We start from the raw sequence: 17,263 nt of genomic DNA, 5'->3' as shown, positions 1-17,263 counted from the left end.
GCCTGAAGCCAGGGGGAAAAGCTATAATTCTACGCTGTGCTGCTCGTTGGGTGGCCTGTGCCGTTGTAGCTCAGTTGGTAGAGCAACTGATTCGTAATCAGTAGGTCGAGTGTTCGATTCACTTCAACGGCACCAAAGAATTCAAGGGGTTACGGTCATTCCGTAACCCCTTTTTACTTTTCCTGTGCTCCGTTCGGCGCGAAAAAAGCCCACCAGGCACCGCCGATGGCAACGATCAGGGGCAATTCGAACAGGAAAGGGTAGTGCCAGGCCAGGGTGCCGGTTGCAGCAAGCGCGACCAAGTAGATCAGTTTGCGCACGCTGCCTCCTGTGGCTTTCTCCGCGCTTCCGGCCTCAACCCCGGCATTCCGGATGCAGAACGATACGGTTGCGGCCCGCGTGTTTGGCTTCGTACAGACTGTGGTCGGCGGCTTGCAGCAATTGTTCTGCTGTCTGCTCGGCGACTGGGTGGGTGCTGGCGACGCCGATACTGCAGGAAACGAAGCTGTCCACGCCGTGTTTGTGGGGAATCCGCAGTTCGCTGGTTGACGCGCGCATGCGTTCGGCAACCGCGAGCGCACCGGCGGCGGCGGTGCCGGGCAGGATGGCGGCAAACTCCTCGCCGCCGTAGCGGGCGACGCTGTCCTCGACCCGGAACAGCGATTCGTTGAGCGCCGAGGCGACGGCCTTGAGGCATTGGTCACCGGCCTGGTGGCCGTAGGCGTCGTTGAATTGCTTGAAATAATCGATGTCGATCAGCAGCAGGCTGAGCGGTGCGCCGGCGCGCTGGCAGCGCTTCCATTCGGTGGTCAGCGTGTCGTCGAAGTAACGCCGGTTGGGAATGCAGGTGAGGCCGTCAAGGGTGGCAATCTGCTTGAGTCGGCGGTGGGCGGCGTGAATGTCGCGCTGCATGCCGACGATGCGCAGCATGGCGCGGACCTTGGCCAGCAGGATGATCTCGGAGACCGGTTTGTGCAGGAAGTCGTCGCCGCCGGCAATGATGCCCTGGGCGAGCATGTCTTCATCCATGACCGAGGACAGGAAGATGACCGGCGTCCACAGGTTCAGGTCGCTTTCCGTGCTCAGTTGTTCGCGGTTGCGTATTCTGCGGACCAGGCTGATGCCGTCGGTGTCGCGCAGGTTCATGTCGATCAGTATCAGGTCCGGTCGGATGCTGGCGATGAGTTCCACTGCCGATTGGCCGTCAGCAGCGAGAGAGACGCTGGCGTCATCGAGCTGGGACAGGCATTCGCCGATCAGCTGGCGATTGGCACTGGAACTATCGACGACGAGTAGTTGGTACTTTCCGGCAGGCATCGCGTCCGGGCGAAAAATGATGTGGGCAAATCATAGCATCTGCATCGCACTTGCGGATTTGGCTGGCGTTGCCGGGAGGGTTAATATGCTGCTTCAGTCCATACGCTACCGTTTGGTTTGGGCTGTCGAATAATTACAGGAGAAAGCATATGCAACTGAAAAATAAGGTGTTTGTGGTTACCGGTGGTGGCTCAGGTCTGGGTGCAGCGACGGCGCGCGGTCTGCTCGAAGCGGAGGCGCGGGTGGTCCTGGTTGATGTCAATCGTGACGCCGGCGAGGCCTTGGCCAGCGAGTTGGGTGAGAACGCGATCTTTGTCGAGACCGATGTCACCAGCGAAGCTTCGGCACAGAACGCCATTGCTGCCGCCCTGTCGCGTTTCGGTGCCGTTCACGGCCTGGTCAATTGCGCCGGTGTGGCCCCGGCTGAGAAGGTGCTGGGCAAGGAAGGCCCGCATCGTCTGGACAGCTTTGCCCGGGTCATTAACATCAACCTGGTCGGCACCTTCAACATGCTTCGCCTCGCGGCCGAGGCCATGATGAAGAACGAGCCGGATGCCGGCGGTGAGCGCGGGGTGATCGTCAACACGGCTTCGGTGGCCGCTTTCGAGGGGCAACTCGGGCAGGCCGCCTATTCCGCTTCCAAGGGCGGGATCGTGGCACTGACCCTGCCGGTGGCCCGCGAGCTCGCGCGCAGCGGTATCCGTTGCCTGACCATCGCGCCGGGGATCATGGAAACACCGATGCTGCTCGGCATGCCGCCCGAAGTCCAGGAGTCGCTGAACAAGATGGTGCCGTTCCCCGCGCGCATGGGCAAACCGGCCGAATACGCGGCGCTGGTCCGGCATATTGCCGAGAACGCTTACCTGAACGGCGAAGTCATTCGTCTGGACGGCGCAATCCGGATGGGGACCAAATGATCTATACTTGGCGTCCATCCTGACCCGCAAAGGCACTCCGGTGCCTTTTTTGTTGCATGTCAAAAGCCTCCTGTTATCACTGCGGTCTGCCCATTCCGGATGATGTCGATCTGCCGGTTGTCATCAACGGCGAAACGAAGGCGATGTGTTGTTACGGTTGCCAGGCGGTGGCCCAGTCAATCGTGGACAACGGTCTGGCCGACTACTACCGGAGTCGCGACGCGCTGCCCGAGTCGCCGCGCGAAGCCATGCCGGCGATCCTGGAGCAGATGGCGCTCTACGATCACGCCGAATTCCAGAAGAGTTTCGTCAAGGCGCTTGGCGAGAACGACAGGGAAGCCTCGCTACTGCTTGAGGGCATCACTTGCGCCGCCTGCATCTGGCTCAACGAACAGCACATCGGTAAATTGCCCGGCGTGATCGCCGTGGACATCAATTACGCCTCGCGGCGGGCGCGGGTCCGCTGGGACGAGTCGCGCATCAAGCTGTCCGACATCCTGCGGGCGGTCGCCGCCATCGGCTATCGCGCCTATCCCTACGACGCGGCGAAGAACGAGGAAATTTCCCGCAACGAGCGGCGTGGCGCGATGTGGCGTCTGTGGGTCGCCGGTTTCGGTATGATGCAGGTGATGATGTACGCCTACCCGGTGTATATCGCCGACGGCGACATGAGCGCCGACATCGAGAGCCTGATGCGCTGGGCCAGCCTGATCCTGACCATCCCGGTCGTTTTCTACTCGTCGGCGCCATTCTTCCGCAACGCCTGGCGCGACCTCAAGCTCAAGCGCGTCGGCATGGACGTGCCGGTGGCCCTGGGTGTCGGGCTGGCGTTTGCCGCCAGTTGCTGGGCCACCTTCATTCAGGGAGGCGAAGTCTATTTCGACTCGGTGACGATGTTCGTCTTCTTCCTGCTCGGCGGTCGCTACCTCGAAATGACTGCCCGCCAGAAGGCCTTGAGCGTGACCGAGGCGCTGACCAAGCTGCTGCCGGCCTTTGCCCAGAAGATTGTGAACTTCCCCGCCGACCGCGAAGCGACGCAAGTGGTCGTGGCCGATCTACGGGTCGGCGACCATGTGCTGGTCCGTCCCGGAGACATTGTTCCGGCTGACGGACATGTGGTCGAAGGGATCAGTTGCGCCAACGAAGCGCTGCTTACCGGGGAAAGCCTGCCGGTACCCAAACAGCCCGGCGATCCGGTGACTGGCGGGTCGGTCAATGCTGAAAGCCCGCTGGTCGTTCGCGTCGATCAGGTGGGGGAGGGAACCCGGCTGTCGGCAATCATCGACCTGATGGAGCGGGCTTCGCTGGAAAAACCGCGCATCGTCGAAATCGCCGACCGGATTGCCACCTATTTCGTGGCGGCGCTGCTGGTGGTGGCGATCCTGACCGCGTTTGGCTGGTACCTGGTCGAGCCCTCGCGTGCCCTGTGGATCACCGTTTCTGTGCTGGTGGTGACCTGTCCCTGTGCGCTGGCACTGGCGACCCCGATCGCCCTAACCGTGGCCGCCGGTTCACTGGCCCGCGACGGCCTGCTGGTGACGCGCGGTCACGCCATTGAAACCCTGGCGCGGGCGACACATTTCGTTTTCGACAAGACGGGAACGCTGACCACCGGGCAGATGCACCTGCAGGACCTTCTGGTTCTCGGCGAAATGTCCCGGGAGGATAGTCTGAATCTGGCAGCGGCGCTGGAACAGGCTTCCGAACATCCCCTGGCCATGGCCTTGCGCCATGCTGCGCCCGGCGATGCGCGCTGGCAGGCGACGGATTCGATCAGTGAGCCGGGGCAGGGGATCGAAGCGGTGATTGACGGCCGGCGTTATCGTATCGGTCGGCCGGCGTATGCGCTGGCAATCAGCGATGCTGCCCTGCCGGCAGTGGCAAGGGATTGGCTGGAAAGCGGCGATACCGTGGTCCTGCTGGCCGATACACAAGGGCCGCTGGCCTTGTTCCGCATCGGCGACCAGTTACGCCCCGAGGCGCGCAAGCTGGTCGGGGATCTGCGTCGGGGCGGCCGTCAGGTCGTCCTGCTCACCGGCGACGCGCCGGCGGTTGCGGCCCGCGTGGCGGCCGAACTGGGGATCGACGACGTGCGTGCCGGCATGACGCCGGCCGGCAAGCATGCTGCTGTGATTGAATTGCAGTCGGCCGGGGCCATCGTCGCCATGGTCGGCGATGGCGTGAACGACGCGCCGGTGCTGGCGCAGGCCCAGGTCTCGGTGGCCATGGGCAGTGGTGCGCAACTGGCGCGGACGCAGTCCGATTTCGTGCTGCTTTCGGAAAATCTCGGGCATCTGCACAAGGGGCTTGGCCGAGCCGGTTTCGCGCTGGTCGTCATCCGGCAGAACCTGTGGTGGTCGTTTGCCTACAACATTGTTGCGCTGCCGGCCGCCATTGCCGGTTACGTGACCCCGTGGATGGCCGGCATCGGCATGTCCCTGAGTTCCTTGCTGGTGGTGGTCAACTCGCTGCGCATCCAGCGCCTGGAGAACGATTGATGGAAAGTGTCTATTTGCTGGTGCCGATCTCGGTCCTGCTGGTCTTTGGTATCGCGGCGGCCTTCTGGTGGTCGGTCAAGAGTGGGCAGTTCGACGATCTCGAAGGGCCGGCGTTCAAGGTGTTGATGGACGACGATGAGGCGGCGCAGGGGAAAGTGGCCGAGCAGGAAAAGAAAAAGGACGACAAAAAAGACGAAATTTGACCTGCGTCAACACCAGGGAGGCTCGCGACTGTCAATATCCTCGGCGATGCAAGTCGAACGGCTTGCGAAATTTCTCTGTTGGGGTTGGGGTGCGTTGCGACGCACCCTTTTTTTGTTCACTTGTCGCTGATTTGCGATGTTTGGCAATACCAGTCGATTATCTGAAATTGCTGGTTTTTTTGTCGCTTCCGTGACTGGTGATGTCCGGGAAAAAGCTTGCTGGGCGTAGGAAAATCACCCATGGTCAAGCCAGATAGTCAGTAGCTTGATCTAGGTCAAAACACCCCGTCTCAACTAGAATACCATCCGCTTTTATGTGCCCCCTTGGGTTCAGGGAGGTGGGCATTCCGTTTTTCATTAACGAGAGGTGGGTTCATGTCTGGAACACAAACCACATACAACGATAAGGTCGTACGGCAATTCGCCGTCATGACTGTCATCTGGGGCATCGTCGGCATGCTTGTCGGTGTCATTATTGCCGCCCAGCTTGTCTGGCCGGAGCTTAACTATGGACCGTGGCTGGCTTATGGCCGTCTGCGTCCGCTGCATACCAACGCGGTTATTTTTGCGTTTGGTGGCTGCGCTTTGTTTGCAACGTCTTACTGGTGCGTTCAGCGTACCAGTCACGCCCGCCTCTGGGGCGGCCCGCTGATCCCCTTCACCTTCTGGGGTTGGCAACTCGTCATCCTGCTGGCTGCGCTCTCGCTGCCGCTCGGCTTCACGACCGGCAAGGAATATGCCGAACTCGAATGGCCGATCGACATCCTGATCACGCTGGTCTGGGTTTCCTATGGTCTGGTCTTCTTCGGCACCATCGCCAAGCGCACGGTTTCCCACATCTACGTGGCCAACTGGTTCTTCGGTTCGATGATCATCGCCGTTGCCCTGCTGCATTTGGTTAACAGCGCCGCCGTTCCGGTTTCGCTGACCCGTTCGTTCTCCGTCTATTCTGGCGTGCAGGACGCAATGATCCAGTGGTGGTACGGCCACAACGCCGTCGGCTTCTTCCTGACCGCAGGCTTCCTGGGCATGATGTACTACTTCGTGCCGAAGCAGGCTGGCCGTCCGGTGTATTCCTACCGTCTGTCGGTGGTGCACTTCTGGGCGCTGATCTTCACCTACATGTGGGCGGGTCCGCACCATCTGCACTACACCGCGCTGCCTGACTGGACCCAGTCCGTCGGTATGCTGTTCTCGCTGATCCTGCTGGCACCGTCCTGGGGTGGCATGATCAACGGCATCATGACCCTGTCGGGTGCCTGGCACAAACTGCGCGACGATCCCATCCTGAAGTTCCTGATCACCTCGCTGTCCTTCTACGGTATGTCTACGTTCGAAGGTCCGATGATGTCGATCAAGACCGTCAATGCCCTGTCGCACTACACCGACTGGACCGTTGGTCACGTGCACTCCGGTGCGCTTGGCTGGGTGGCCATGGTGTCGATCGGTTCGATGTACTACCTGCTGCCGCGTCTGTTCGGCAAGAGCGAAATGTATAGCACCGCCCTGGTTACGGTTCACTTCTGGATCGCCACCATCGGTACCGTTCTGTACATCGCTTCGATGTGGATTGCCGGTGTGATGCAGGGCCTGATGTGGCGTGCAGTCAATGCCGACGGTACCCTGGCTTACAGCTTCGTCGAATCGGTCAAGGGTTCCTATCCGTTCTGGGCAATTCGTTGGCTCGGCGGCGTGCTGTTCCTGTCCGGTATGTTGATCATGGCTTACAACATGTTCAAGACCATGGCTGGTGGCAACACCAAGGATGCGCCGGTGATCGCTCCGGCTGCTCATCACGCCTGATTAGGGAGAGAAAACAATGTTGAAGCATGAGCAAATTGAGAAGAACGTAGGCCTGCTTTTCGTTCTGACCTTGTTTGTGGTGCTCTGGGGTGGGCTGCTGGAAATCGTGCCGCTCTTCTTCCAGAAGTCCACGACGACGCCGGTTGAAGGGGTCAAGCCCTACACGGCAGTCCAGTTGGCCGGTCGTGAAGTTTATCTGCGTGAGGGCTGCTACAACTGCCACTCGCAGATGATCCGTCCGTTCCGCGCCGAAACCGAGCGTTATGGCCACTACTCGGTGGCGGGTGAGTTTGTCTATGATCACCCGTTCCAGTGGGGTTCCAAGCGTACCGGTCCGGACCTGCATCGTGTCGGCGGTCGCTATTCCGACGAATGGCAGCGTGCCCACCTGATGAATCCGCGTGACGTTGTGCCGGAATCGAACATGCCCGCCTACGCATTCCTGGCCAGCACCAAGGCCAAGACCAGCGTGGCAGCTCAGATCGAGGACAAGATGGGCGTGATGCGCATGTACGCCAATATGCGCGGCATCCCGACGTACTCGGATGAGGAAATCAAGGCGGCCAAGGCTGACATCGGCGACATGACGGAAATGGATGTTCTCATCGCCTATCTCCAGGGCATGGGTACCGCATTGAGCGCCATGAAGTGATGGCCATGGACATCAACGATCTGCGTTCGCTTCTGACGGTTGCCGGTTTGGTCTGTTTTCTGGCAATCGTGTGGTGGGCATACGGCAAGAGCAGCAAGAAGGGGTTCGAAGAAGCTGCCAACCTGCCGTTCGCAGAAGGTGATGATGATGGTGCGGCGTCCCGTACGTCGCACCCGCGCTGAAATAAAGGAAAGCAAATGAGCGATTTCGTTAGCGATTTTTGGAACTTGTACGTCATCGTGATCGTGCTGGGCAGTATTCTGGCCTGCGCGGTTCTCCTGATCGTCCAGGGCAAGGCGACTTTCACGCCGGGCAAGACCATGGGTCACGTCTGGGATGAAACCCTTGAGGAATACAACAACCCGATGCCCAAGTGGTGGAGCTGGATGTTCGTGATCACCGTGGTGTTTGCGCTGGTCTATCTGGCGCTGTACCCGGGTCTGGGCAACTTCAAGGGCATGCTGGGGTGGACCTCCGGTGGTCAGCACGCTGCAGAAGTGGCCAAGGTGGATGCCCAGGTCAAGCCGCTGTACGACAAGTACATGGCCATGGACCTCAAGGCGGTTGCCGCAGACAAGCAGGCCATGGAAATGGGCAAGCGCCTGTACCTGACCTACTGTATGCAGTGTCACGGTGCTGATGCCCGCGGTGCCAAGGGCTTCCCGAACCTGACCGATGGCGACTGGCAGTGGGGTGGTGAGGCCGAACAGATCGTTGAAACCATTGCCAATGGCCGCATGGGCGTGATGCCCCCGCACGAAGCCCTGGGTGGTGAGACGATCAAGGATCTGGCCAACTACGTCCGTTCCCTGTCCGGTCTGCCGCATGACTCTGTTCGTGCCGGCAAGGGTGAAACGGCTTACACCGAAGCGGGCTGTATCGGTTGCCACGGTGCTGACGGTACCGGCATGCAGGCCCTCGGTGCGCCGAACCTGACCGACAAGGTCTGGTTGTACGGTTCTTCCGAAGCCACCATCATCGAGACGATCACCAATGGTCGTCAGAACAAGATGCCGGCCTGGAAGGAATTCCTGGGCGATGCCAAGGTGCATCTGCTGGCTGCCTACGTGACCAGCCTGGGTGGTAAGTAAGCGCGTTTGACAAAAAAGGGTGGCCACTGGCCACCCTTTTCTTGCGATGTCGAAGCGGTTTTATCAAAATTGCGTTGCCTGCAGCAGCGTAATTTTGATAAAGAGATAAGATGAAATTTGGCGACGAAAATACTCCGGAGGCAAAGCCTGCGGCAGAAGTGTCTTTTTACGAAAAGCACAAGAAGATTTATGTCCGCGATGTCCAGGGCTGGTGGACGACGTGGCGCTGGGTGTTCGTCTGGCTGACCCAAGCCATCTTCTACCTGACCCCCTGGTTGGTCTGGAATGATCGCCAAGCGGTCCTTTTCCATCTGGTCGAGCGCAAGTTCTATCTCTTCGGCCTGGTGTTGTGGCCGCAAGACGTGTTTTATCTGGCCGTCCTGCTGATTGTTTCCGCTTACGCGCTATTCCTGTTTACTGCCATTGCCGGGCGGCTGTTTTGTGGGTATGCCTGTCCGCAGACGGTCTATAGCGAAATCTTCATGTGGATAGAGAGCCGCATCGAAGGGGATCGTTCGGCTCGGATGAAACTGGACAAGGGACCGATGACGGCCAGGAAGTTCCGGCTGAAGGCGGTCAAGCACCTGTTGTGGATTGCCCTGTCGCTGTGGACCGGTTTCACCTTGGTCGCCTATTTCACGCCCATGCAGGAGTTGCTTGCCGCGCTGCCGTTCGGCCTGTCCGGCTGGGAGATGTTCTGGACGCTGTTCTACGCCGGTTTCTGCTACATGCAGGCGGGTTTCCTGCGCGAGCAGGTGTGCAAGTACATGTGTCCCTATGCCCGTTTCCAGGGCGTGATGTTCGATCCGGATACCCTGGTCATCACCTATGATCCGGAACGCGGTGAGCCGCGGGGCGCACGGAAGAAGGATGCCGATGTGACGGCGCTGGGCGACTGCGTGGATTGTGGTCTGTGCGTTGTCGTCTGCCCGACCGGAATCGACATCCGCAAGGGGATACAGTACGAGTGCATCGGTTGCGGTGCCTGTATCGACGCCTGTGACCCGGTCATGGACAAGATCGGCAAGCCGCATGGCCTGATCCGCTATACCACCGAAAATGCCCTGGAAAAGAAATTCGGCGCCTCGGAGGTGGTCGGTCACATTCTGCGTCCGCGTATCCTGTTGTACACGGGTATTCTCATCCTGATCTGCATTGCAACGGCGTGGTCGCTGGCGACCCGGGTACCCTTGATGGTCGACGTCATTCGCGATCGATCGACATTGTCGCGGGAAGCCGACGATGGCTCGATCGAGAATGTGTATAACCTGAAGTTCATGAATACAACCGAACAGGCACAACGCTATAAAATCTCGGTTGATGGTCTGGCGGGCGTGCATCTGGCAGAAGAACGCCCGGTCGAAGTCGGTAGTGCCGAAAATCTGGAATTCACCGTGGTCGTTCGTGTTCCGCCCGAATCGGGCAAGAGTGGCGCGAACACCATTTATTTCAATATCCAGGCTGACGCGGACGAGAAAATTTCCGTTCGCGAAAAGGCCTCTTTCCTGATGCCCTGAGAGAACCATGAGTGCAACGATGACTTCTGATAGCAAACCCTGGTACAAGGAGCCGTGGCCGTGGATTTTGATGGCCGGCCCGGGGCTGGTGATCATCGCCGCGATCTTCACCATCTGGATCGCTGTGGTGAGTGCCGACGGTTTGGTAGCCGACGATTATTACAAGCAGGGGCTGGCGATGAACCAGCGACTGGAGCGCGATCACCAGGCTTCGCAACTGGGTCTGCATGCCGATGTGATGCGTGCCGGCCTGAATGTGCGCTTGTTGATCACGGCCAAGGAAACGACGGCTCTGCCGGAAGAGATCGTCTTGCGTCTGACGCATCCGACGATCGATGGCAGGGATCAAAATGTTGCGTTGAAATCCGAAGGGGCGGGTTTCTACGGCGGGGTACTGGCTGAAGATCTGGCCGGTCGCTGGCATGTCACGCTTGAAGATCCTGCGGGCCAATGGCGTCTTCAAGGGGAGTGGCAGGCCGGCTTTGATGAGCCGCTGCGCCTGGATGCGAAAGCGGGTTGATTTTTTTGTTAGTGGGAGGTGTTTATGGCTTGGGAACTGTTGTTGACGAGTGATATCGGCTTGATGAGCCTGGGCGTGATTGTCGGCGTGGTAGTAATTGGCGCCGTCATGGGCAAGCTCTATTCGAGCAAGATGAACGAGGAACTGAGCGCCAAGGGTAAGTAATTCCCGGCATTCGGTAATGAACGATCCCCGCTGCTTCAAGGAGAGTAGCGGGGATTGTTTTTTTGGGGTGGGGAAGGCGCTAGCTTTGTCGCTGTTCCTGCATCTGCTGGTGTATTTTGGGCTGGATTTTCCCCGGCCGCAGCAGCCGGAAGGCAGCGGCAAGCTAAGTGCAGTGCTTGGCCATCAGTCGAAGCGCTTGCCACAGCATGCTGCAGATACGGCGCCGCAGGCACGCGTCCCCGGTCGCGCTCCGGTTCCCGTGGACAAGGCGCCAACTGGGCGCCCGGATGTGCGGGGGCATGCCCAAAGCGGCCCAGCAGAAATCGAACGAGGTCTTCAGGCAATACCTGCTGGCGAAGAATTGTCGGCATACCGACTGGCGCTGGGCAGGGCCTTCGGAAATTTGCTCGACGAAGCGTTGAGAAGTGCCGTGCCGCCGGGTGAATTGATTTTCCACATCGACTATCAGTCCGGGCTGGCGCCGCCATCCTTGCGCCTGTCGGGGGTGCTTGACCCGGTGATTGCCGCTCGCCTGCTGGCAGCAATGAGCGGTGCAGTTGCCACGACTCCCTTGCCTGTGGCCTGGCAATCCGGGCGCTATCAGCTGGAGTTGCGAGCCCGGATTGTCGGCGCCTGAACCCGGTTCAAGGTTCCAGGCTGTGCTCGTGGAAGCCGAAACCGCCCTGTTGCCGGTCGGCCAGGTAGTGCTCCAGGCAGAGGCGTACGCTGCGAAAGGAGAGTTCCTCCCAGGGAATCTCGTCCGGGTGAAATAGCGCAACCTCCAGGCTTTCCTCGCCGGCGCTGTAAGACGATGAGGTCATCCGGCCGCGGTAAAACAGGTGCACCTGATTGATGTGGGCGATGCTGACCAGCGCGAAGGCGGCGTCAACGCTGACTTGTGCGCCAGCCTCTTCGAGTGTCTCGCGGCGAGCGGCCTCGCTGGTTGTCTCGCCGTTTTCCATGAAGCCGGCCGGTAGTGTCCAGTAACCCAGGCGCGGTTCGATGGCGCGCCGGCAAAGCAGTATCCTGTTTTCCCATTCGGCGATGCAGCCGACGATCATGCGCGGATTATCGTAGTGAATATGCCCGCAACTCGTGCATACTTGTCGCGCCAGGTTGTCGCCGGCTGGGATGGTCAGGGAGGCAGCGCTGCCGCAGCGGGTGCAGTACGACATTCCGGAGTGTTGGGAAACGGTGGACTTGCAGTCTATCACTGCTGATCCTTGCTGTAGCAGCTGGCAACTTCCTTTGCGCTTCCCGGAAGCCTGTGGCTACAATAGCGAAACACAATATAGATAGAACGACCTGTCGGTAACGCCTCAGGGGGCGCTAAAGGGGTTTCACATGTTTTTGATCGTCGGCTACGTCATCATCCTGGCTTCGGCATTAGGCACCTATGCCGTGCACGGCAGCTTGCTGGCGCTCTGGGTCCCGCTGGAATACATCGCCATCTTCGGTCTGACCGTTGGTAGTTTCGTTGCCGGCAACAACATCAAGGTGGTCAAGGCCACGGTGGCGGCCATACCGGGTGCGCTCAAGGGATCGCCCTACAACAAGGCCTACTACGTCGATGCGCTGGCGTTGTTGTTCGAAATCCTGTCCAAGGTGCGTAAGGAAGGCTTGATGTCGATTGAAAACGATGTCGAGAATCCCGAGGCCAGCCCGATTTTTTCCAAGTATCCGAATATCGTTTCCGATCACCACGTACTCGATTTCATGACCGATTATCTGCGCATGATGGTCGGTGGCAACCTGAATACGGTCGAAATCGAAAGCTTGATGGACGTCGAACTGGAGACCCATCACCATGAACAGGCAGAACCGGCGCACGTCATTCAGAAGGTGGCCGACGGTGTGCCTGCTTTCGGTATCGTGGTCGCGGTCATGGGGGTGATCAACGTGATGGGCTCGGTCGGCGAGCCGCCGGCCGTGCTGGGCAAGATGATTGCGGGCGCGCTGGTCGGTACCTTCCTGGGTATCTACCTGGCCTATGGTTTCGTCGCGCCGATTGCCGGTCAGGTTGAGCAGAAAGCCAACGAATCCGGGGTGATCTACAAGACCATCAAGATGGTCCTGCTGGCTTCGATGTCAGGCTATGCGCCGCAGGTGGCCATCGAATTCGGGCGCAAGACGCTGGGGGCGCACGAGCGCCCGAGTTTCCGCGAACTCGAGGAAGAGCTCAAGGCCCGCAAGGGCAAGTAAGCAGCACATGCTGCCGACACAGAGCGAATATAGATGAGCGACGACTCCACCCGCCCGATTATCATCAAACGCAAGAAGGTCGTTGCCGGCGGTGCGCACGGTGGCGCCTGGAAAATTGCCTACGCCGACTTCGTGACGGCAATGATGGCCTTCTTCCTGCTGATGTGGCTGCTTGGCTCCACGTCCAAGGGCGATCTGCAGGGCATTGCCGATTATTTCCAGAACCCGATGAAGGTGTCGCTGTCTGGCGGTGCGGGCTCGGGTGACGCAACAAGCATTCTCAAGGGCGGCGGCCAGGATCTCACCCGCCAGTCCGGCCAGGTCAAGAAGGGCGACGTCGAAGCCAAGCGCACGACTTTCTCCAAGGAAGCCCAGCTGGAATTCCGGCGTAAAGAGCAGGAACGCCTGGAACTGCTGAAGGCAGACATCGAGAAGATGATCGAGCAGAGTCCGCAACTCGCCCAGTTCAAGAAACAACTCCTGCTGGACATCACTTCCGAAGGCTTGCGCATCCAGATCGTCGATGAACAGAATCGGCCGATGTTCGATTCCGGCGGCGATACGGTCAAGCCTTATACGCGGCAGTTGCTGCAGCAGATCGGTCTGGCCCTGAACGGTGTGTCCAACCGCATCAGTCTGGCCGGCCATACCGATGCGGCGCCCTTCGTTGGGGGTGTTGGCGGTTTCTCCAACTGGGAATTGTCGGCCAACCGGGCCAATGCCTCGCGGCGCGAGCTGGTTGCTGGCGGCATGGACGATCACAAGGTCTTGCGCGTCGTCGGTCTGGGTTCGACACTGTTGTTCGACAAGAACGACCCCTTGAATCCGGTCAACCGGCGGATCAGCATTGTTGTGTTGAATCAGCGGACCGAGCGGGCGATTCTGAACGAAGAGAATAATCCGGATGATGCCGACGGTGACGATATCGCACCGCCGGTGCTGCAGTTGCCAACGACCCCCAGCGGGCGCGCGGGTTAAGTCCGGACGCAAAGTATGAATACGCGGTTCCCGGGAAGGCCTGTCGCCGTCCGGGATGAATTTGAATTTCTGTAGAGAGATGAGGGAAAAATGGCCAAAACCATTCTTGCTGTTGATGATTCTGCCTCCATTCGCCAAATGGTTTCATTCACGTTGAAAAGTGCGGGTTATGAAGTGGTCGAGGCCGTCGACGGGCAGGATGGCCTGGACAAGGCCAAGTCGCGCAGCGTCAACCTGGTGTTGACCGATCAGAACATGCCGCGCATGGATGGCCTGACCCTGATCCGCAATCTTCGCGCCTTGCCGCAATACGCTTCGACGCCGATCCTGATGCTGACCACCGAGTCATCCGATGCGATGAAGTCGCAGGGACGCGCGGCGGGTGCCACCGGCTGGCTGGTCAAGCCTTTCGATCCGCAGAAGCTTATTGAAGTCGTGCGCAAGGTGATTGGCTGAGAGGTTCTGGCTCGTCCGGGAAGCATGCCCGGATGCATCCGTTTCCGGCCGCCGGTTCGATCGCGGTCGTCTGAGGAGAAAGCATGTCAATTGACATGAGTCAGTTTTACCAGGTCTTCTTCGAGGAATCGGAGGAGCATCTGGCTGCGATGGAATCCCTGTTGCTCGATCTGGATATCGACAATCCGGATCTGGAGCAACTGAACGCCATCTTCCGGGCCGCCCATTCGATCAAGGGAAGCGCAGGCACGTTCGGCTTCACCGATCTTGCCGAAACCACGCATATCCTGGAAAACCTGCTGGACCGTATCCGCAAGGCGGAGTTGCCGCTGCGCGCCGAGATGGTCGATGCCTTTCTTGAAGCCGGCGATGTGCTGCGCAGCATGCTCGAAGCCCATCAGGGGCGCGGCACGGTTGATCCCGAGCTGGTAACGCAGATTTGCGGCCGTTTGCGCCAGCTCTCCGATGCGCCTGCGCCGGCCGCTGCATCCTCGCCGGAGCTGGCGCCGGTTGCGCCTGCCGATGACGAAGTTGCGGTCAGGATTCCCGAGGAAACCGGGCGACGGCTGTTCGACATCCAGTTCGTACCCACCGAAATTGCTGTCCAGGGCGTTGGCCTGGACAATCTGCTTGACGAATTGCGCTCGTTGGGTGAGTTGGTCATTGTCAGCCGCAGCGAAGCGGGCGATGAAAGCGCCGCTTACTGGGAATTGCGCCTGCTGACTGACAAGCCGCAGGAGGCTTTTGTCGACCAGATCGATTTCATCGCCGAGAACGGCGCCTGGCGCATCACCGAAGATACTGCGGTGGCGGCCGATGGCTCGACGGCTTTCGGTTTTTTCCCCGATTCTCCGGGGCTGCCGGACGAGGCGCGCGGCTACGGCCTGTACGCGAATGCCGCCAAGGAAGAAGAGGCCTATGGTTTCTTCGAGCCCTTGCCGGCCACGACGGTCGAGGATGAAGCTTACGGGTTCTTCGAGCCGCTGCCGACGGTAGCCACGGAGAAGAAGGATGACGACGCCGGCTACGGCTTTTTCGAACCGCTGCCGGTCGCTGCACCGGCACCGGCTGAACCGCCTGTGGCCATGGCCGAAGAGGGCGATGGCTTCGGTTTCTTTGCGCCGCTGACGCCGCCCGCACCGGTCGCGCCGCCGGTCGAGGTGGTCGCGCCCAAGCCTGTCCCGGCCCGTGCCGAGCGGCAAGCCAAGGCACCCGTCAGTGCGTCGGCGGACTCCTCGATCCGCGTCAGCATCGAAAAGGTCGATCAGTTGATCAATCTGGTCGGCGAACTGGTGATCACCCAGGCGATGCTGCTGCAGACCTCGGCCCAGATGCAGGATGCTGCACCGGAGCGGCTGCTCAACGGGCTCACGCAACTGGAACGCAATACCCGCGACCTCCAGGAATCGGTGATGTCGATCCGGATGATGCCGATTTCCTTTGTCTTCTCGCGTTTTCCGCGGGTGGTTCGCGATCTGTCGGCCAAGCTCGGCAAGCAGGTCGAACTGAAGACGCTGGGTGAGACGACCGAACTGGACAAGAGCCTGATCGAGCGCATCACTGATCCGCTGACCCACTTGATCCGCAACAGTCTGGATCATGGCATCGAGTCGCCGGAAAAACGCATTGCCGCCGGCAAGAGCCCGACCGGGACGATTACGCTGAAGGCCTATCATCAGGGCGGCAACATCGTCATCGAAGTCGGTGACGACGGTGCCGGCCTGCCGCGTGACAAGATCCTGCAGAAGGCGCGCGAGCGCGGCTTGCCGGTTTCCGATCAGATGAGCGATCAGGAAGTGTTCAACCTGATCTTCGAAGCCGGCTTCTCGACTGCCGATCAAGTCACCGATGTCTCGGGGCGCGGGGTCGGCATGGACGTTGTCCGCCGCAACATCCAGTCCATGGGCGGCCGTGTGGAAATCGACTCGATGCTCGGGATCGGTACCCGGATGACGGTCCGTCTGCCGCTGACCCTGGCCATTCTCGACGGCATGTCGGTGGCGGTCGGCGACCAGATTTACATCCTGCCGCTGTCGTATGTCCTGGAATCGCTGCAGCCGTCGCCCGGTGACATCAAGACACTCTCCAACCAGGCACGGGTGGTCCAGGTGCGCGGCGAATACCTGCCGGTGGTCGTGCTGCACGAAATGTTCAATCTCAAGTCGGCGTGGACCGATTTCACCCAGGGGATCATGGTCGTACTCGATGCCGACGGCGCGCGCGTTGCCCTGTTCGTCGACGCCTTGCTCGGCCAGCACCAGGTCGTGATCAAGAGCCTGGAAGCCAATTACCGCAAGGTGCCGGGTGTCTCCGGCGCGACCATCATGGGCGATGGTCATGTGGCTTTGATTCTCGATGTATCGGCCATCGCTGCGATGGCCAGGACAAGCATGCAGAAGGCCGGGTGACCGGCAGATGAGGAGTTGATGATGGAAGCCATGATTTCCGCAGTGTCGGCTGCCGGCGATGAAGCGCTGGTTGCCAGCGAGTTCCTGACCTTTACGCTGGGCAGCGAGGAGTACGCCATTGATATCCTGAAGGTTCAGGAAATCCGTGGTTACGAGACGCCGACGCTGATTGCCAACGCACCGTCCTTCATCAAGGGCGTGATCAACCTGCGCGGCATCATCGTTCCCATCGTCGATCTGCGCATCAAGTTCCGCTTGGGCAAGGTCGAGTACACCCCGTTTACCGTGGTCATCATCCTCAACATCGCCGGGCGGGTCATCGGTGTCGTCGTCGATAGCGTCTCCGACGTGCTCTCGCTGACGCCTGCGCAAATCCGCCAGGCACCAGACTTCTCGGGTAGTTTTGATACCAAGTACATCGTCGGTCTGGCCAGCATCGAAGCGCGGATGCTGATCGTGACCGACATCGAACGCCTGATGACCAGCGCCGACATGGAGTTGATCGAGGCGGCTGCCGAGTGAACGGACGTTCCGGG

The 17,263-nt window shown here is 59.9% G+C and carries 19 protein-coding genes and 1 tRNA gene; 17 read left to right on the top strand and 3 right to left on the bottom strand.

Going from position 1 to position 17,263, the window contains the following annotated elements; genetic code table 11:
• The first annotated feature begins 59 nt into the window (after positions 1-59).
• Positions 60-135, top strand: a tRNA-Thr gene (locus AADV58_RS15015).
• A gap of 38 nt (positions 136-173) precedes the next feature.
• On the opposite strand, the gene AADV58_RS15010 is transcribed toward AADV58_RS15015, so the two are convergent.
• Positions 174-320, bottom strand: a complete 147-nt coding sequence (locus AADV58_RS15010) for a hypothetical protein (protein WP_157272450.1) — start codon at positions 318-320, stop codon at positions 174-176.
• Positions 321-354: 34 nt separating this feature from the next.
• Positions 355-1,317, bottom strand: a complete 963-nt coding sequence (locus AADV58_RS15005; RefSeq protein WP_028994465.1) for a diguanylate cyclase — start codon at positions 1,315-1,317, stop codon at positions 355-357.
• A gap of 149 nt (positions 1,318-1,466) precedes the next feature.
• On the opposite strand from AADV58_RS15005, the gene AADV58_RS15000 reads away from it, so the two are divergent.
• The 11 genes from AADV58_RS15000 to AADV58_RS14950 all read left to right on the top strand — a co-directional run bounded on the left by AADV58_RS15000 (position 1,467) and on the right by AADV58_RS14950 (position 11,320).
• A complete protein-coding gene (locus AADV58_RS15000; protein ID WP_341743579.1) occupies positions 1,467-2,234 on the top strand; it encodes a 3-hydroxyacyl-CoA dehydrogenase in 768 nt (255 codons plus the stop codon).
• A gap of 56 nt (positions 2,235-2,290) precedes the next feature.
• The gene (locus AADV58_RS14995; protein ID WP_341743578.1) at positions 2,291-4,732 is read left to right on the top strand and encodes a heavy metal translocating P-type ATPase; all 2,442 of its coding nucleotides are present in this window, start codon (positions 2,291-2,293) and stop codon (positions 4,730-4,732) included.
• Positions 4,732-4,935, top strand: coding sequence for a cbb3-type cytochrome oxidase assembly protein CcoS (gene ccoS, locus AADV58_RS14990; RefSeq protein WP_028994468.1), 204 nt, complete (start codon positions 4,732-4,734; stop codon positions 4,933-4,935). Before AADV58_RS14995 ends, ccoS begins: the two co-directional genes overlap by 1 nt.
• Positions 4,936-5,310: 375 nt before the next feature.
• Entirely contained in the window at positions 5,311-6,738 is a 1,428-nt protein-coding gene (gene ccoN, locus AADV58_RS14985; RefSeq protein ID WP_341743577.1) for a cytochrome-c oxidase, cbb3-type subunit I, read from the top strand.
• Between the two features lie 19 nt (positions 6,739-6,757).
• A complete protein-coding gene (gene ccoO, locus AADV58_RS14980) occupies positions 6,758-7,390 on the top strand; it encodes a cytochrome-c oxidase, cbb3-type subunit II (RefSeq protein WP_342664000.1) in 633 nt (210 codons plus the stop codon).
• 5 nt (positions 7,391-7,395) lie between these two features.
• Positions 7,396-7,572: a CcoQ/FixQ family Cbb3-type cytochrome c oxidase assembly chaperone gene (locus AADV58_RS14975; RefSeq protein WP_028994471.1), complete on the top strand. Its 177-nt coding sequence runs from the start codon at positions 7,396-7,398 to the stop codon at positions 7,570-7,572.
• Positions 7,573-7,587: 15 nt separating this feature from the next.
• Entirely contained in the window at positions 7,588-8,481 is an 894-nt protein-coding gene (ccoP, locus tag AADV58_RS14970) for a cytochrome-c oxidase, cbb3-type subunit III (RefSeq protein ID WP_028994472.1), read from the top strand.
• A gap of 110 nt (positions 8,482-8,591) precedes the next feature.
• On the top strand, positions 8,592-9,998 hold the full coding sequence (gene ccoG / locus AADV58_RS14965; protein ID WP_341743576.1) for a cytochrome c oxidase accessory protein CcoG: 1,407 nt from the start codon (positions 8,592-8,594) through the stop codon (positions 9,996-9,998).
• Positions 9,999-10,005: 7 nt separating this feature from the next.
• The gene (locus AADV58_RS14960; protein WP_341743575.1) at positions 10,006-10,518 is read left to right on the top strand and encodes a FixH family protein; all 513 of its coding nucleotides are present in this window, start codon (positions 10,006-10,008) and stop codon (positions 10,516-10,518) included.
• Between the two features lie 42 nt (positions 10,519-10,560).
• Positions 10,561-10,683 carry a DUF3149 domain-containing protein gene (locus AADV58_RS14955; protein ID WP_245580507.1) on the top strand — a complete coding sequence of 41 codons (123 nt, stop codon included), beginning with the start codon at positions 10,561-10,563 and terminating at the stop codon, positions 10,681-10,683.
• A 16-nt stretch (positions 10,684-10,699) separates the two neighbouring features.
• Positions 10,700-11,320 (top strand): hypothetical protein, encoded by a 621-nt coding sequence (locus AADV58_RS14950; protein ID WP_341743574.1) that lies wholly within the window; start codon positions 10,700-10,702, stop codon positions 11,318-11,320.
• A gap of 7 nt (positions 11,321-11,327) precedes the next feature.
• On the opposite strand, the gene AADV58_RS14945 is transcribed toward AADV58_RS14950, so the two are convergent.
• Positions 11,328-11,858: an NUDIX hydrolase gene (locus tag AADV58_RS14945; RefSeq protein ID WP_341743573.1), complete on the bottom strand. Its 531-nt coding sequence runs from the start codon at positions 11,856-11,858 to the stop codon at positions 11,328-11,330.
• A gap of 169 nt (positions 11,859-12,027) precedes the next feature.
• Between AADV58_RS14945 and motA the strand changes: the two genes are divergently transcribed.
• The 5 genes from motA to AADV58_RS14920 all read left to right on the top strand — a co-directional run bounded on the left by motA (position 12,028) and on the right by AADV58_RS14920 (position 17,249).
• Entirely contained in the window at positions 12,028-12,885 is an 858-nt protein-coding gene (motA, locus tag AADV58_RS14940) for a flagellar motor stator protein MotA (RefSeq protein ID WP_028994477.1), read from the top strand.
• A gap of 33 nt (positions 12,886-12,918) precedes the next feature.
• Positions 12,919-13,863, top strand: coding sequence for a flagellar motor protein MotB (gene motB / locus AADV58_RS14935; protein ID WP_341743572.1), 945 nt, complete (start codon positions 12,919-12,921; stop codon positions 13,861-13,863).
• A gap of 90 nt (positions 13,864-13,953) precedes the next feature.
• Entirely contained in the window at positions 13,954-14,319 is a 366-nt protein-coding gene (locus AADV58_RS14930; protein ID WP_028994478.1) for a response regulator, read from the top strand.
• A gap of 83 nt (positions 14,320-14,402) precedes the next feature.
• Positions 14,403-16,727 carry a chemotaxis protein CheA gene (gene cheA, locus AADV58_RS14925; RefSeq protein ID WP_341743571.1) on the top strand — a complete coding sequence of 775 codons (2,325 nt, stop codon included), beginning with the start codon at positions 14,403-14,405 and terminating at the stop codon, positions 16,725-16,727.
• Positions 16,728-16,745: 18 nt separating this feature from the next.
• The gene (locus AADV58_RS14920; protein WP_424243818.1) at positions 16,746-17,249 is read left to right on the top strand and encodes a chemotaxis protein CheW; all 504 of its coding nucleotides are present in this window, start codon (positions 16,746-16,748) and stop codon (positions 17,247-17,249) included.
• The last annotated feature ends 14 nt before the right edge of the window (positions 17,250-17,263 follow it).

Source organism: Azonexus hydrophilus (genome assembly GCF_038368255.1).
Lineage (GTDB): Bacteria > Pseudomonadota > Gammaproteobacteria > Burkholderiales > Rhodocyclaceae > Azonexus > Azonexus hydrophilus.
The sequence above is the reverse complement of the archived record's forward strand: the minus strand, read 5'-3'. Positions and strand labels throughout refer to the sequence as shown.

What these genes read in the sequence shown, in the direction of transcription:
- cheA (WP_341743571.1), top strand. Translation starts at nt 14,403, where the DNA reads ATGTCAATTGACATGAGTCAGTTTTACCAGGTCTTCTTCGAGGAATCG.
- motA (WP_028994477.1), top strand. Translation starts at nt 12,028, where the DNA reads ATGTTTTTGATCGTCGGCTACGTCATCATCCTGGCTTCGGCATTAGGC.
- AADV58_RS14920 (WP_424243818.1), top strand. Translation starts at nt 16,746, where the DNA reads ATGATGGAAGCCATGATTTCCGCAGTGTCGGCTGCCGGCGATGAAGCG.
- AADV58_RS15005 (WP_028994465.1), bottom strand. Translation starts at nt 1,317, where the DNA reads ATGCCTGCCGGAAAGTACCAACTACTCGTCGTCGATAGTTCCAGTGCC.
- motB (WP_341743572.1), top strand. Translation starts at nt 12,919, where the DNA reads ATGAGCGACGACTCCACCCGCCCGATTATCATCAAACGCAAGAAGGTC.
- ccoN (WP_341743577.1), top strand. Translation starts at nt 5,311, where the DNA reads ATGTCTGGAACACAAACCACATACAACGATAAGGTCGTACGGCAATTC.
- AADV58_RS14930 (WP_028994478.1), top strand. Translation starts at nt 13,954, where the DNA reads ATGGCCAAAACCATTCTTGCTGTTGATGATTCTGCCTCCATTCGCCAA.
- AADV58_RS14945 (WP_341743573.1), bottom strand. Translation starts at nt 11,858, where the DNA reads ATGTCGTACTGCACCCGCTGCGGCAGCGCTGCCTCCCTGACCATCCCA.
- AADV58_RS14975 (WP_028994471.1), top strand. Translation starts at nt 7,396, where the DNA reads ATGGACATCAACGATCTGCGTTCGCTTCTGACGGTTGCCGGTTTGGTC.
- ccoP (WP_028994472.1), top strand. Translation starts at nt 7,588, where the DNA reads ATGAGCGATTTCGTTAGCGATTTTTGGAACTTGTACGTCATCGTGATC.
- AADV58_RS14995 (WP_341743578.1), top strand. Translation starts at nt 2,291, where the DNA reads ATGTCAAAAGCCTCCTGTTATCACTGCGGTCTGCCCATTCCGGATGAT.
- AADV58_RS14960 (WP_341743575.1), top strand. Translation starts at nt 10,006, where the DNA reads ATGAGTGCAACGATGACTTCTGATAGCAAACCCTGGTACAAGGAGCCG.
- AADV58_RS15000 (WP_341743579.1), top strand. Translation starts at nt 1,467, where the DNA reads ATGCAACTGAAAAATAAGGTGTTTGTGGTTACCGGTGGTGGCTCAGGT.
- ccoS (WP_028994468.1), top strand. Translation starts at nt 4,732, where the DNA reads ATGGAAAGTGTCTATTTGCTGGTGCCGATCTCGGTCCTGCTGGTCTTT.
- AADV58_RS14950 (WP_341743574.1), top strand. Translation starts at nt 10,700, where the DNA reads ATGAACGATCCCCGCTGCTTCAAGGAGAGTAGCGGGGATTGTTTTTTT.
- ccoG (WP_341743576.1), top strand. Translation starts at nt 8,592, where the DNA reads ATGAAATTTGGCGACGAAAATACTCCGGAGGCAAAGCCTGCGGCAGAA.